This window comes from Streptomyces sp. LS1784 (assembly GCF_020103755.1).
In the GTDB taxonomy this organism is placed as follows: Bacteria; Actinomycetota; Actinomycetes; order Streptomycetales; family Streptomycetaceae; genus Kitasatospora.
This window is the reverse complement of sequence record NZ_JAHSQD010000022.1, coordinates 1-12,175: the sequence shown is the minus strand read 5'-3', so window position 1 is coordinate 12,175 and position 12,175 is coordinate 1. Positions and strand designations below refer to the sequence as shown.

General features: G+C 73.2%; 12 protein-coding genes and 1 pseudogene. 6 read left to right on the top strand and 7 right to left on the bottom strand.

Annotated features, from left to right (window positions below):
- The first annotated feature begins 334 nt into the window (after window positions 1-334).
- Window positions 335-1,801, top strand: coding sequence for an alpha/beta hydrolase (locus KS423_RS05255; protein WP_224275394.1), 1,467 nt, complete (start codon window positions 335-337; stop codon window positions 1,799-1,801).
- 184 nt (window positions 1,802-1,985) lie between these two features.
- On the opposite strand, the gene KS423_RS05250 is transcribed toward KS423_RS05255, so the two are convergent.
- On the bottom strand, window positions 1,986-2,741 hold the full coding sequence (locus KS423_RS05250) for a trypsin-like serine protease (protein WP_224275392.1): 756 nt from the start codon (window positions 2,739-2,741) through the stop codon (window positions 1,986-1,988).
- Between KS423_RS05250 and KS423_RS47910 the strand changes: the two genes are divergently transcribed.
- Together KS423_RS47910 and KS423_RS05240 are read left to right on the top strand one after the other, a co-directional pair.
- On the top strand, window positions 2,740-3,351 hold the full coding sequence (locus KS423_RS47910; RefSeq protein WP_308020137.1) for a WhiB family transcriptional regulator: 612 nt from the start codon (window positions 2,740-2,742) through the stop codon (window positions 3,349-3,351). The genes KS423_RS05250 and KS423_RS47910 overlap by 2 nt on opposite strands.
- A gap of 406 nt (window positions 3,352-3,757) precedes the next feature.
- Complete coding sequence (locus KS423_RS05240) at window positions 3,758-4,162, top strand: hypothetical protein (RefSeq protein WP_224275389.1); 405 nt, start codon at window positions 3,758-3,760, stop codon at window positions 4,160-4,162.
- A gap of 33 nt (window positions 4,163-4,195) precedes the next feature.
- On the opposite strand, the gene KS423_RS05235 is transcribed toward KS423_RS05240, so the two are convergent.
- Together KS423_RS05235 and KS423_RS05230 are read right to left on the bottom strand one after the other, a co-directional pair.
- Window positions 4,196-4,981, bottom strand: a complete 786-nt coding sequence (locus KS423_RS05235; protein ID WP_224275387.1) for an SDR family NAD(P)-dependent oxidoreductase — start codon at window positions 4,979-4,981, stop codon at window positions 4,196-4,198.
- Window positions 4,982-6,021: 1,040 nt separating this feature from the next.
- Complete coding sequence (locus KS423_RS05230; protein ID WP_224275386.1) at window positions 6,022-6,387, bottom strand: hypothetical protein; 366 nt, start codon at window positions 6,385-6,387, stop codon at window positions 6,022-6,024.
- Window positions 6,388-6,462: 75 nt separating this feature from the next.
- Here KS423_RS05230 and KS423_RS48385 point away from each other — a divergent pair, with 75 nt between their 5' ends.
- Window positions 6,463-7,272: a helicase associated domain-containing protein gene (locus KS423_RS48385; protein WP_224275384.1), complete on the top strand. Its 810-nt coding sequence runs from the start codon at window positions 6,463-6,465 to the stop codon at window positions 7,270-7,272.
- 35 nt (window positions 7,273-7,307) lie between these two features.
- Here KS423_RS48385 and KS423_RS05220 read toward each other — a convergent pair whose 3' ends face one another.
- Window positions 7,308-7,493 carry a hypothetical protein gene (locus KS423_RS05220; RefSeq protein WP_224275382.1) on the bottom strand — a complete coding sequence of 62 codons (186 nt, stop codon included), beginning with the start codon at window positions 7,491-7,493 and terminating at the stop codon, window positions 7,308-7,310.
- Between the two features lie 65 nt (window positions 7,494-7,558).
- Between KS423_RS05220 and KS423_RS05215 the strand changes: the two genes are divergently transcribed.
- Window positions 7,559-7,774 (top strand): hypothetical protein, encoded by a 216-nt coding sequence (locus KS423_RS05215; protein WP_224275380.1) that lies wholly within the window; start codon window positions 7,559-7,561, stop codon window positions 7,772-7,774.
- A 143-nt stretch (window positions 7,775-7,917) separates the two neighbouring features.
- On the opposite strand, the gene KS423_RS05210 is transcribed toward KS423_RS05215, so the two are convergent.
- The 3 genes from KS423_RS05210 to KS423_RS05200 are packed head-to-tail and all read right to left on the bottom strand — an operon-like array spanning window position 7,918 to window position 11,521.
- A complete protein-coding gene (locus tag KS423_RS05210) occupies window positions 7,918-10,308 on the bottom strand; it encodes an ABC transporter permease (protein ID WP_224275378.1) in 2,391 nt (796 codons plus the stop codon).
- Complete coding sequence (locus KS423_RS05205) at window positions 10,305-10,991, bottom strand: ABC transporter ATP-binding protein (RefSeq protein WP_224275375.1); 687 nt, start codon at window positions 10,989-10,991, stop codon at window positions 10,305-10,307. The genes KS423_RS05210 and KS423_RS05205 overlap by 4 nt, the downstream gene beginning before the upstream one ends.
- Entirely contained in the window at window positions 10,988-11,521 is a 534-nt protein-coding gene (locus KS423_RS05200; RefSeq protein WP_224275373.1) for a PadR family transcriptional regulator, read from the bottom strand. Before KS423_RS05200 ends, KS423_RS05205 begins: the two co-directional genes overlap by 4 nt.
- 335 nt (window positions 11,522-11,856) lie before the next feature.
- On the opposite strand from KS423_RS05200, the pseudogene KS423_RS48380 reads away from it, so the two are divergent.
- A pseudogene (locus tag KS423_RS48380) lies at window positions 11,857-12,175 on the top strand (NAD(P)(+) transhydrogenase (Re/Si-specific) subunit beta); the annotation flags it as partial.

Here is a 12,175-nt window from a genome sequence, read left to right as displayed (position 1 = left end):
AGCCGGTGGAGTGGATGCGGCCGAAGTCGATGTGACGACGGCGGACGAGCACGGTCATGCGGGCACCGTACTGCCCGACACAGCCGCCCCGCCCGGAAACCACACATTCCCCACTCCGCCGGGTGACCGCGTTCGCGGGCTGCCGGCAGCGGGACGGCAAGCCGCCCTCCTGAGCCGGTGGATGACGGGCCATGAGACCGGGGTCCTACGTCAGCGCGACGGCGTACGCCGCAGGTCGGACCGTGAGCCCATCCCCGCGCCGTACGTGGTGCGGGTGCGGCGGAACGGAGACTGGAGGCACTTCCGAGGCACTGGTTCTGCACAGAGGACGGGCATGGTTCTGCGAGACGGACGGACGATTTCCGCGCTGACGGTCGGGGCGGTGACGACCGTGCTGACGGCGCTCACCCCCGTGACGGCGTTCGCGGCGGGCGATCCGCTCCAGCGGTACGGGCAGCAGCAACTCCGGTGGGAGCGTTGCGATGCGGGCCGCCCGGCGGCATTCGAGTGCGCGACGGTCAAGGTGCCGCTGGACTACGGCGATCCCGGGGGCCGGACGATCGACATCGCGATATCGCGGGTGAAAGCGGGCAGTGCGAAGCAGCGGCACGGGGTGCTGTTGATGAATCCCGGTGGCCCGGGCGGCCCGGGGCTGACCATGCCCGTGGAGATGGAGCCGCTGCTGCCGGCGGAGGTCCGGGACCGGTTCGACCTGATCGGGTTCGACCCGCGCGGGGTCGGGCAGAGCTCGCCGATCGGCTGCGACCTGACGGCCGACGAGCGGACCTTCCAACACCCGTACGCCGCAGGGACGTTCGCGAAGGACGTGGTCTGGGCCCGGACGGTGGCCGACAAGTGCTGGGCCAAGGCAGGTGACGTGCTGCCGCACATCACCACCCGCAACACGGCGCGGGACATGGACGTCGTCCGGGCAGCGCTGGGCGAGCGGAGGATCTCCTACTTCGGGCATTCGTACGGCACCTACCTGGGCGCCGTCTACACGCAGATGTTCCCCCAGCGCTCGGACCGGTTCGTGCTCGACAGCGCGCTCGATCCGGCGCTCGCGTGGCGGGGGACGCTCCGGGGGTCGGCGCCTGGGGCCGAACTCGCCTTCACCCGGTGGACCGAGTGGGCCGCCGAACACGACGCGGCGTACGGGCTGGGTGCCACGCCGGCGGAGGTCCGGAAGACGTACTGGGACCTGGTCGCCCACGCCGACCGCACGCCCGTCCCCACGGAGGACGGGACGCTCGACGGCGACGCCATCCGTTCCGGGTACGCCGCGTTCGTCCACGTCGAGACCGTCACCCCCTGGATCGTCGCACTGAAGGCCGCCGCCGCGGGCGGGCCGGCCGCGCCGGCGGTGCCGTCGGTCGTACCGACGGACAACACCGCCGCCGCCGTCTGGGCCGTCTTCTGCGGCGACACCCGCAGCTGGCCGCGCGACCCCGAGCAGTACCGCCGGGACGCGGTCCGCGACCGGGCCCGGTACCCGCTGGCCGGGGACCTGGGGGCCAACATCCAGCCGTGCGCGTTCTGGAAGTCGGCGGGCGAAGAGCCGGCCACCGTGGTGAACAACGACGTCAACGCGCTGATCGTGCAGAACCAGTGGGACCCCCAGGCGACACTGGCCATGGCCCAGGGCATGCGTCGGGCCCTGCACGGTGCACGGATGGTCACGGTGGCCGGCGGTGAGGGCCACGGCGTGGTGGTGGCTGGCCCCTCCTGCGCGGACGCCAGCGTCACCCGCTACCTGACCACGGGCCGACTGCCCGCGACGGACCTGACCTGCGGCGGTTAGGCCCTTCCCTCCCGGGCGCGCCCACGCGCCCGGGAGGGTGGCCGCCGGGCCCCCCACGTCCCCCGCAACGGGCGGCTCCGGACCAATGGCACCCCTGATTCGACCGCCACACAGGACCCGGTTCCGGTCACCGGAGGCGGTCCAGAGCGCCCTGGCCGGCCGGCCAGGGCGGCACCAGCGCCGGTCAGGACAGCAGCTGGGCGGGGACGTCGGTGGCCCGGGTGAACACCGAGAGCGGGTACTGGGTGTCGCAGTACTTGTTGCCGGTGGAGACCACGCCGATCACCACACCACCGACCACCAGCGGCCCGCCCGAGTCCCCCTTGCAGACGCTGTCCGTCGTACCGGCCCGCGGCAGACCGCAGACCTTGAACTGCGGGGAGTCGCCGGGCGAGGTGTACGGGTCGCAGGAGGCCGGCGGAGCCAGCGTCAGCTCCGCCTGCTTGAGGTGGGTGCCGGGCCCGTCCGAGCCGGTGCGCCCGAACCCCAGCAGCGTGGCCGTGCGGCCGTACCGGTAGAGCGCCGCGTCCCCCTGGCGCGCCACCCGCACCGGTGCCTGCGGCAGCGGCCGGTCCAGGGTGAGGACGGCGGAGTCGTGCTCCAGGCCGGCGGTGTAGCGCGGGTCGACCCGGTAGCCCTTCACCCGGCGGACCTGACCGCCGGAGCCGGTCAGGTCGGTCCGGCCGGCGATCACCCGCAGTGAGCCCGGGTCGGCCGCCTCGGCCACGCAGTGGCCCGCGGTGAGCACCTTGGTCGGCGCGATCAGCGCGCCGGTGCACCACTGCTCGCCCGCGGCGGTCTCCAGGGCCACGACGAACGGGTGGGACCTGGTCGTGGTGTCCGACCCGCCGTGGACGGCGGCGGCCGGGGCGGCCCCGGCGGCCAGCAGGCCGGCGGCCGCCAGCAGGACAAGGATCGGGCGTCGGTTCGGGGTGCGCATGGCAGGGCTTCCTTCCGGGGTCGGGTGGTACGTGGCGCGGCATTCGCCGCGATGGCCGCGCCCTGCGGCCGGGTGGCCCCGGCTCAGCGCCGGTCACCGCCGGACCGAAGACTGTCCCGCAATCCGTCCCGCCCGCCAGCACCGCCCGGCAATGCGGGACGTTGGAACGGCGGAACGTGCCCTGAGCTGCGCGTTTCGACGCGCCTTGGAACGCCGTGGCGGGACGGCAAAGCCCCTGGAACGAATGTGGAGCCGAGCGCTCGACGGGGCTGCCGCGCCTCGGGTTCGTCCTGGCCGCCACGGCGGCGGACAGCCGAACGGCACACCCGCCCGGTGCCCGGTCCTACTGGAATGCCGCCGGTACGCCATGACCGTCCGTGAGCCCTACGACGTGTGGGGCGGGCTGACCGGGGACGCGCTTCGTGAAGCCCGGGTCGATCAGCTCCCGGGTCAGGCGCGCGGCCTCGTTCGGGTTCCACGGATCAGCGGGACTCACCGGTCACCTCCGGCCGCGACGCCGACGCGCCGGTGCCGCTCGGGCAGGGCGGAGCCGGCCGTCACAGGTGCAGGAGCAGGCCCTGGAGCGGCGCGGGAGCCCGCTCCGGGGTGAGGACCTGTCCTGGTCGACGGCGTACCGGCTGCTGGGCCTGGCGGCGGCCGCCGAGGCATCGAGGACGTCGTCGGCCGCCAGGCCGGGCCGGGGCTGTCCCACGCGTGGGACAGCGGCCCGGTGCTGCCGGTGCGGGTGGTAGTCGAGATCCGCAGGCACCTGGCCGGGCTCACGGACCTGGTCGCCGAGCACCTGGCGCAGGCCCGCGCCGAGGCCGGCGGCGCGCAGCTGGAGCCGGACCGGACCCGTGTGGCAGTCGCGGCGGCGGTCGCCGAGCTGCGCGAGCGGCCGGACGTGCCAACCACTGAGCTGGAGAGCAGGCCCGCGCACTGTCCTCGACCGGGCAGCGGCCCGGGCGGCGGGCAGTCAGATCGGCGTGGTCCCGGCACACCACCGGACAGCAGTCGTGGACGTGAGTATCCGTACTCAAGACGGAGCCGGGGATCAGCGCGAGGATGACCAGATGCCGCAGTGGGTGATCGACGTTCTCGTTGCCGTTGTCCTGACCACCGTGGAGGTGGTGGCACTGGTCCTCGCCTTTTTCGCCATCGGAATCAAGCTGTGGGCGGCGAACAAGGGGGGTGGCGGGGTCACACTCAGGCTGAAGCTGATCATCTGCGCCGCGTCAGTGGCGTCCTTGGTGCTGCCCTTGGCGTGTGCCTCCGGGCTGTCTCTCCTGCAGCTGCCGATCGCGGCGACCGCCCAGTGCCTGCTGGTGGCAGCCGTTCCGTTTCTCCGCCCCATCCTGATCGGTGTGAACCGTCTGCGGGAAGGCTTCGCGCGCCGCCGGCACGGACGCCAGCGGCGCTGACGCGCCCAGAAGCGCGGTGGCCCCGCCAAGCGACTAGAAGAAGCCGCCGTCCATGGGCAGCGTGCGGCCGGTCATGTAGGCGGCGTCGTCGGAGGCCAGGAAGGCGTAGCCCGCGGCGATCTCCTCGGGTTGGGCCAGGCGCCCGAGCGCGCCGTGGACCGACAGCCATTGGGAGAGTGGCATCGAGTCCCTGAGCTGGGGGTGTTGGTAGCTGGCGGCGTGCTCGGCAGCCATGTCGGTGTCGGTGCCGCCGGGGGCGATGGCGTTGATGGTGATGCCTCGCCGACCGAGTTCCGCGGACAGGTTGAGGACCATGGATTCCACGGCTGCCTTGGACGAGGCGTACAGGGTGTGGCCGAACACCGCGCGGGAGGCGCTCACCGATGAGGTGAGCACGATCCGCCCGCCCTTGCACATGTGGGCGGCGGCGTGCTGGACGGCGAACAGCTGGCCACGGGTGTTCACGGTGAAGACGCGGTCGAAGTCGGCCGGGGTGATGTTCTCCAGGGCGTCGAAGTGCTCGATGCCGGCGCACGAGGCCAGCGCGTCGAGCCGGCCGAACTCGGACACGGCCCGCTCGATCAGGGCCTTGGTCTGCTCGGGATCGGCAACGTCCGCGCGCATGGCGAGTGCCCTGCCGCCGTCGGCCGCGAGCATGGCGGCCAGCTCGTCCGCCGCCTGCCGGTTGCCGCGGTAGCCGATGACGACCGCCGCCCCTTCCGCGGCCAGCCGCGCGGCGACCGCCGCGCCGATCCCTCCGCTGCCTCCGGTCACCACCGCGACCTTGCCCGCGAAGCGGCTGCTGCCCACTGAGGTCATGGGTCTTCTTCCTTCCCGTGTTGGCGAAGCGGCTCTCGGGACACCCACGCCGGGTGCACCAGCCATGCCACCGTCCCTGTGCACGAGTGCAGGGGCGGTAAGGGCTCTGGTTCCAGCCGTCAACGTCACGATCTGACGATCCAAGGCTGGAGTACGACGACTCCAGCGTGTCCGGGCACGTCAGCGGGGCGGGCCGACCGCGGGCGAGGGCTTCGCGCCGGCGGCCCGCCGGCGCGATCACGCCCAGGGTGCCCCACACCGTCACCGTCGTCGGCCTGGCCTGACGGCTGTCACGCGCCTTCTTCTCCGTGGCTGTCGCCGGGGAAGAGGTGTCGTCCGCGTTGCCCGGATTTCCCGGAGGGTCCGGTCCGGAGGGACGTCCGGATGCTGTGGGCCGGGGGTGCTGTTCTCGGTGCGCCACTCGGCCCCGGCTTCGTCCCCCGGCTCCCCCAGCCGTCCGGCGACCGGTGGGGGCGACCCGTCCGTCGGCCTCTGCTCTGCGGTTTGACAGACCACCGGCCGGTGCGGTCTTTTCTGACGACCAGGCGGTGGCGGAGGAGGTCGGCGGGCTTCCGGGGCTGTTACCGCAGGATGCCGACCGCCCTGGCCACCCCCGGTCCCGGCCCCTCAACGACGTCGAACTCGAACTCCCGCCCTCCGGAAGAGACTCGGTCGCCCAGGCCTGTGGTTCCGCATGTCCGGACGGGGCCGGGGGCGCCGTGGTCGAGCCGGGCGGTGACGTCGTCGGCCAGGTCGCGGTGGGGCAGGTTCAGGAGGCGTCCAGGGTGAAGCCCTCGGAGGCTTCGACGGCGGCCAGGAACAGCGGGGTGTAGGTGAAGCCGAAGGGGTTGCGGGCGGCGACCTGGTACCAGGCTGCGGCGGGCAAGAGCCGTGCAAGTCCTGTTCCTCCCCCACGGGCGGTCAATCGGCAGGTCCCGGTTGTCCGGGTCCAGGGCGTGGACGGTCTCGGCCAGGCGCTCAAGGAACTGCTCGCCGACGGCGCCCATGCGTCTCCGCCGACCTGGGGGCCGGCGTGCCGGTCAGACCTGGTCGCCGTCCGGCCACTGGGACAGCGGGACGAGGTCGCCGGCCACGCGGGTGACGGTGGTGCCGGGCGGCATGAAGGAGTCGAAGTCGATCCGCGGGTCGCCGATGTCGACGGTGACCAGCAGCAGGTACTGGTTCAGCTGGGACCACACATCCCCGCCGAGCAGTTCCACCTTCGAGACGTTGCCCGAACGGTGGGGCGGCTGCACCGGCAGAGCAGCGAGATAGGGCGAAACGGCATCCAGGAAGGCCTGCCGGGCTCCCTTCTCCTGCGCCATCTCCTCGTCGGTGGGACTGCTTCCGTCGCCCGTGACCTCGATACCGGTGGGGGGCGCGACGATGCGAAACACGGTCACCATCAGTGGGAACTCCGGATCTTCAGGGATCGGCCGCCACACGGGACGTGACCTGCGGGCGCTCCGGTCCGCGAGCGGATGACAGCGGACCGGACGGCGGCGGGCCCGCCGTCGGACCTGTCCCGGCAATGCTGGCGCACCCGGCCCGTGCCGCCGGGACGGCACGCCCAGCGGCCTGCCGAGCCGCCCTCAAAGGACCACGGCGAGCCGCCCCCCGGTGGGCGCCCGCATTGCCCATCACCTGGCAGCGCGCCTGTAGTGTCACGCGGCAGTGGTGACTCGAGTCGGACGGCCGGGTCGACTGGGCCCAGCTACCGGCCGACACGGTCTTCGAGAGCGAGCAGCTCGGCCGCTGGGTGCGGGCGCAGCGGACCACACGACCCGAACTGGCCGAGGAGCAGCGAACCTATTGCTCGCGATCGGGATCGAGGAAGCCCCCCAAGCCGGTGGCCGCGCGGGCAGCGGCGGCGGCCGAGCCGAGGGCGGCGGGCGGATCGGTTCCATCAAAGCCTGGCCGCGCTCGCCGCCTTCGTCGAGCGCGAAGGGCACGTCCGTGTGCCGCGCTCGCACAAGGAGGACACGGTGTCCCTCGGCATGTGGCTCGACAACACCCGGGCACGCAGGGAGAAGCTCAGTGAGGAGCAGCGCGGGCAGTTGGAAGCCCTGGATGTGGCTGGCAGACCGGCTGACGGGGAGCAGCGCAGGGTCGAGATCCGGACGGCAGTGGGGGAGCGCCGCCTATCGTCCACAATAGAAAGTCGTAAATGCCGTCAGCATAGATGCGCAGCCGGGCTCAGGAGCGTCTGGAGAACGTCAGGCCGCTGTCGGCCAACGGGCGGTGTGCGGCTGCCGGTGCCGGCGACGCGGTTGCCGGCGGAGGTCAGCTGAACGGTCCCCGGTGTCGCGGGCGCGCAACCGAACTACTACGTCGCGAGGGACATCGCCGTACGGGCCGGGGCCACGATCACGCAGACCTTCGACAACGCGGTCTTCGGCCCCGCGCTCACCGATCGTCGCGGCGTCGAACGCGACGGCGACCGAATCACGGCGAACATCCCGCTGGCCGCCGACGGCGACGGCCACGTGCCGTCGGCGCCGTCGTTCGACACGGCTTACACCTCGCTGTACCGCGACGGCGTGCTGGTCGGCACCCAGTGCCCGGGTTCCGGTCACCGTGCAGGGCGCCGCCGCGGACGGCCGCGTCCGTTCGCTGGCGGTCTCGATGTCCACCGACGACGGAGTCTCGTGGACCCGGCTGCCGGTCGGCGCCGGCGCCGTGACGGTCCGGAAGCCTGCGGCGGGTACCGGGGTCTTCCTGCGCGCGGAGCTGACCGACGTCGACGGCAACACCCTCGACCAGAGCGTCATCGACGCCTATCGGCCCCGGTGACCCCGGCGGGCGGCCGGCACCGCGCCGTGGCGGTGCCGGCCGCTACCGGGAGCTTTTGGAGGAACGCCTCGCGGTCACCGTCCCGTTCACGGCGGTGATCGTGCCCGTCCTCCGGTGGACGGCGCGCTTGCGTGCGGCCGCCGCTACTCGTACCGCAGGGCGCTGGGGCGCATCAGCCGCAGGAGCTGCGGCAGCCCGAGGGCGGTGGTGAGGAGCACCGCGCCCGCCGCGATCGCCGACATGGCCAGCATCGTGCCCCAGTCGACGTCCGCCGAGACGCCCGCCGAGTACTGCAGCACCGCCCCCATCAGCAGGCCCGCGACGGCCGCCAGCACCAGGCCCAGGGCCATCGGGACCAGCGTCTGCCACAGCACCGACAGGCCCAGGACGCGCCGGCGGGTGCCGACGGCGTTCAGCACGCCGAGCACGCGGCGCTGTTCCCGGAAGCGTTCCAGCTGGCCGACCAGCAGGCTGAGGGACACCAGCAGCAGGGTGATCGTCGATCCCGCCGTCAGCAGGCGCTTGACCGCGAGGTAGGTGGGGTCGAGCGTGCCCTCAAGCGGGAATTCGGTGCGGGCCTGCGGGTCGATCGCCATCACGGCGGTGGTCAGGTGCTCCTTCGGGTCCGCCAGAGCGTCGGCGAGCGACACCTGGACGGTCGCCGGCTGTCCGCGCAGCGCGTCGGCCGGGACGGCGGCGGGGGTGAGGAGCAGCAGGCCGGCGCCGATCCGCCCGCTCGGGTCCGCGCCCTGGATGGCCGGGACGGTGGCCGTCACCGCGGGCAGCGGGAAGGACGCCGGCTCGCCCGCGCCCCGGAAGCCGGCGGCGTGGACGGGCGTTCCGGGCCGGAGCGGGTCGGCGTCCGGCCGCCGGTCCGGGCCCTGGACGGCGAACGTGTCGCCGTCCTTGCAGTCGGGCAGGGCCGCGAAGGTGCGCAGCACCGTGCAGGGCGCGATCCGCGCCGTGGGCAGCTGCCAGGGCTTGGCCGTCGGGCTCTCCAGGGAGAACTCGGTGTACGCAGCGGTGGCCTTCACCCCGGCGGTGTGCGCCAGGCGGTCGGCGAGGGCGTCGGCCTGGGGCGCGCCGCCGGGGAAGGACACCGACTGCTGGTACGGGCCGGCGGCGGGCGAGGGCCGGGGGAGGTCCTCGTAGCGTGCCCCGATGCCGAGGAAGAGCGTCTGCAGGGCGATCGCTCCGGCGATGGCCACCACCACGCCGCTGACCGCCGCGGCGGCCGGTCCCGGGCCCGACTGGAGGCGGCGGATGGCCAGTTGCCAGGACAGGCCGCCGCCGGCGGCGCGCCGGGTGACGGCCTCCACGAGCCACGGCAGGAGGGTGCAGACGCCGATCAGCATCAGCAGCACGCCGACCGCCACGATGAGCGAACCGCGGGTGTCCTGTACCGAGTTGAGGACGGCGGTGCGTGGCAGTGCGCCGGGTACGCCCTGGGCGGGCAGTACGAGGGCGAACACCGTCAGGGCAAGGCCGGCCAACGGCAGCATCAGCCGCCAGCCGATCCGGCGCTGTCCGGGGCCGGAGCGGCGGACCACGCCGAGCGGGTCGACGACCACCCGGCGCATCGCGAGTAGGGTGACGCCGACGCCCATGAGCGGCACGACCACGGCGATCGCGGCGGCGATGGCGGGCTGTGGTGCGACGTCCTCGGGGTAGAAGCTGAATCCGGCGAGTCGGATGTGTCCGATCAGTCGGCGGCCGAGCAGGAAGAGCGCCGTGCCCGCGGCCAGGCCCAGTATCGCCCCCACCAGGGACTCCCCCGCGGCGAGGCGGGCGGTCATCCGGCGGTCCGCGCCGCCCAGGCGCAGTGCGGCGAGCCGGCGGTCGCGCCGTTCGCCGCCGAAGCGCGCGGCGGCGGCGAGGAAGACCCCGACCGGGGCCAGCATCACCGTCAGGCCGACGGCGTTGAGCAGGATCAGCTTGGGGTCCATGGGTTTGGGCGGTGAGAAGTGGCCGAACTCGGTGATGCGGATGGCGCCGGTGTCCACCGAGAGGTGGTCGCCGCCGAGCACGTAGGAGGCCTGGCCGGGCCCGAGCAGCCCGGCCGCACCGATGGTGCCGGCCACGGGGTAGGGAAGGCGGTCGCGCAGCAGTTGGTTGGCGGGATCGGCGAGCAGGTCGGCCAGGGCCGGGGAGACGACCATCTCGCCGGGCGCCGGGTAGGCGGACACTCCTGGGGGGAGCGCGGCGTGCCGGCCCTCGGGCTGCACGATCCGGCCGCGCACGGGCGTGCCGCGGAAGGTGGTGGCGGCGACGGCGACGAGGACCGTCCTTTCGCCGGGGGCCGGCAGATCCTCGTCCCTGAAGGTGTCGTTCTGCGTGTACAGGCGCTGGTCACGGTGGTGCACGATGCCGGGGAAGGAGGCGGTGAAGAGCAGCAGGGCCACCCCCAGGCCGACGCCGAAGGCGGTGAGTAGCAGTCGGCCCCAGCCGTCCCGTCCGCTGGTGACGGCCAGTCGGGCGCCGAGGCCGAGCTGGTCCAGGAACGGTGAGCGGACTTTCGGGTCGGCGGCGCTCATCGGGCGGGGGCCAGGTCGCGGGTGCGGCCGTCGCGGACGACGACCTCGCGGTCGGCGTAGGCGGCGACCCGTACCTCGTGGGTGACGAGGACGACGGCCGCGCCGCTCTCCCGCGCGGCGAGGGTCAGCAGCTTCATGACGCGTTCGCCGTTGAGGGAGTCGAGGGCGCCGGTCGGCTCGTCCGCGAACACCGCCTTGGGTCCGGTGATCAGGGCGCGGGCGGCTCCCACGCGCTGGCCCTGGCCGCCGGAGACCTCGCCGGGGCGCTTGGTGGCGACGTCCGCCACCTCCAGCCGGTCCAGCCATTCGCCGGCCCGGGCCTCGGCGGCCTTGCGGCGCACGCCGTTCAGGCGCAGCGGCAGCGCGACGTTCTCCAGGCAGGTGAGTTCGGGCACGAGCTGGCCGAACTGGAACAGGAAGCCGAACTCGCCTCGCCGCAGCGCGCTCAGTTCGGCGTCGGAGCAGGTGGTGAGGTCGCGGCCCTGGTAGCTGATGGTGCCGCGGTCGGGGCGGGTGATGCCGGCGAGGCAGTGCAGCAGGGTGGACTTCCCCGAGCCGGACGGGCCCATCACGGCGACGAGTTCGCCGGCGGCGACGGTGAGGGAGGCGCCGTCGAGGGCCGGGGTGAGGCCGAAGGACTTGTGCAGGTCCCGGGCGTGGAGCAGGGGTTCGGCGGTGGTCAACGCGGGGTCTCCGTCAGGCGGGCGGTGAGGTCGTCGAGGCGGGCGGCGGTCAGTTCCAGCCAGCGCAGGTCGGCCTCCAGGTGGAACAGCGCGTGGTCGCAGATCAGCTCGTCGCCGAGATCGCCGGTGAGCTTGCGGCGGGTCAGTTCGCGCATCGTCCGCAGGTGTTCGGCCCGCTGGGCGTCCAGGACGTCGGCGGCCGAGCGGCCGGTCAGGATGGCGAGCACGACCTTGTGGTAGAGCGTGCTCTGCAGGTACGGCTGCGGGTCCTCGGGCTGGGTGAGCCAGTCGGCGAGGTCGGTGACGCCCGCGTCGGTGATCGCGTACCGCTTGCGGTCCGGGCCGCCGCCGGCCTCGACGCCCTCCACGACGACCAGGCCGTGTTTCAGCAGCCGGGAAAGTGTGGCGTACACCTGCCCGTAGTGCAGGGCGCGGTCGCGTCCGAAGTGCTCGTCGTAGAGGCGTTTGATGTCGTATCCGTGGCGGGGCTGGGCTTCCAGCAGCCCGAGGAGCATCTGTCCGAGTGACATGATCGGAAACTATACACATCATGTATACATGGTGTGTATAGCAGGATACGGGGCTCCCGCACCTGCCCACGCGTCCGTGCCGGCCGCCCAGCGCACGTGGACCACCCGGACCGTGCTGCCCGACGGGCGGGCCAGACGGTGAGCAGTCCCAGGCGCCACCGGCCGCCCTGGCGGATCTCGACCAGGCGCCAGCGCCGTACGTCCCGGGAGTAGCCGGGCAGCGTCATCAGCTCACGGGATGCCCGCTCGGCGTCACCGGGCACCGGCGCGGAGTGCGCGGGTCGGGAGAACGGCACGTCGACAGTCATGGGAACAATTGCTCGATAAAGGGCCTGAGTGATCAGACGTCAGCTCCGGCCACCACCGACGACTCCGCCAGCCCGATCGCGGGCATGCCGGTGCTGCGGGTCCGGGAGGCGGAGCAGGGGATCGTGTTCGAGCGCTCGCTGGCCTCCGGCTACGCGGGGGTGCAGAACCCGCTGATCTTCCGGGAGAACAGCGCGATGCTCTTCGGGGACGCCGGGCAGAGCGTCGAGTCCATCCTGCGCACGCCCTCGACGTCGGCCGGTCGGACGGCGGCGCCCCGTCCGACCGGGCCGGCGTGTAGCGCCCGGGCGGCGTCACGGACGCCGGACCGGCGGCGCGGGCGTGGCC

Coding starts and splice junctions, on each gene's coding strand:
- KS423_RS05255 (WP_224275394.1), top strand. CDS start 335: ATGGTTCTGCGAGACGGACGGACGATTTCCGCGCTGACGGTCGGGGCG.
- KS423_RS47910 (WP_308020137.1), top strand. CDS start 2,740: ATGGCAGGGCTTCCTTCCGGGGTCGGGTGGTACGTGGCGCGGCATTCG.
- KS423_RS05250 (WP_224275392.1), bottom strand. CDS start 2,741: ATGCGCACCCCGAACCGACGCCCGATCCTTGTCCTGCTGGCGGCCGCC.
- KS423_RS05235 (WP_224275387.1), bottom strand. CDS start 4,981: ATGACCTCAGTGGGCAGCAGCCGCTTCGCGGGCAAGGTCGCGGTGGTG.
- KS423_RS05230 (WP_224275386.1), bottom strand. CDS start 6,387: ATGGTGACCGTGTTTCGCATCGTCGCGCCCCCCACCGGTATCGAGGTC.
- KS423_RS48385 (WP_224275384.1), top strand. CDS start 6,463: ATGACAGCGGACCGGACGGCGGCGGGCCCGCCGTCGGACCTGTCCCGG.
- KS423_RS05210 (WP_224275378.1), bottom strand. CDS start 10,308: ATGAGCGCCGCCGACCCGAAAGTCCGCTCACCGTTCCTGGACCAGCTC.
- KS423_RS05200 (WP_224275373.1), bottom strand. CDS start 11,521: ATGTCACTCGGACAGATGCTCCTCGGGCTGCTGGAAGCCCAGCCCCGC.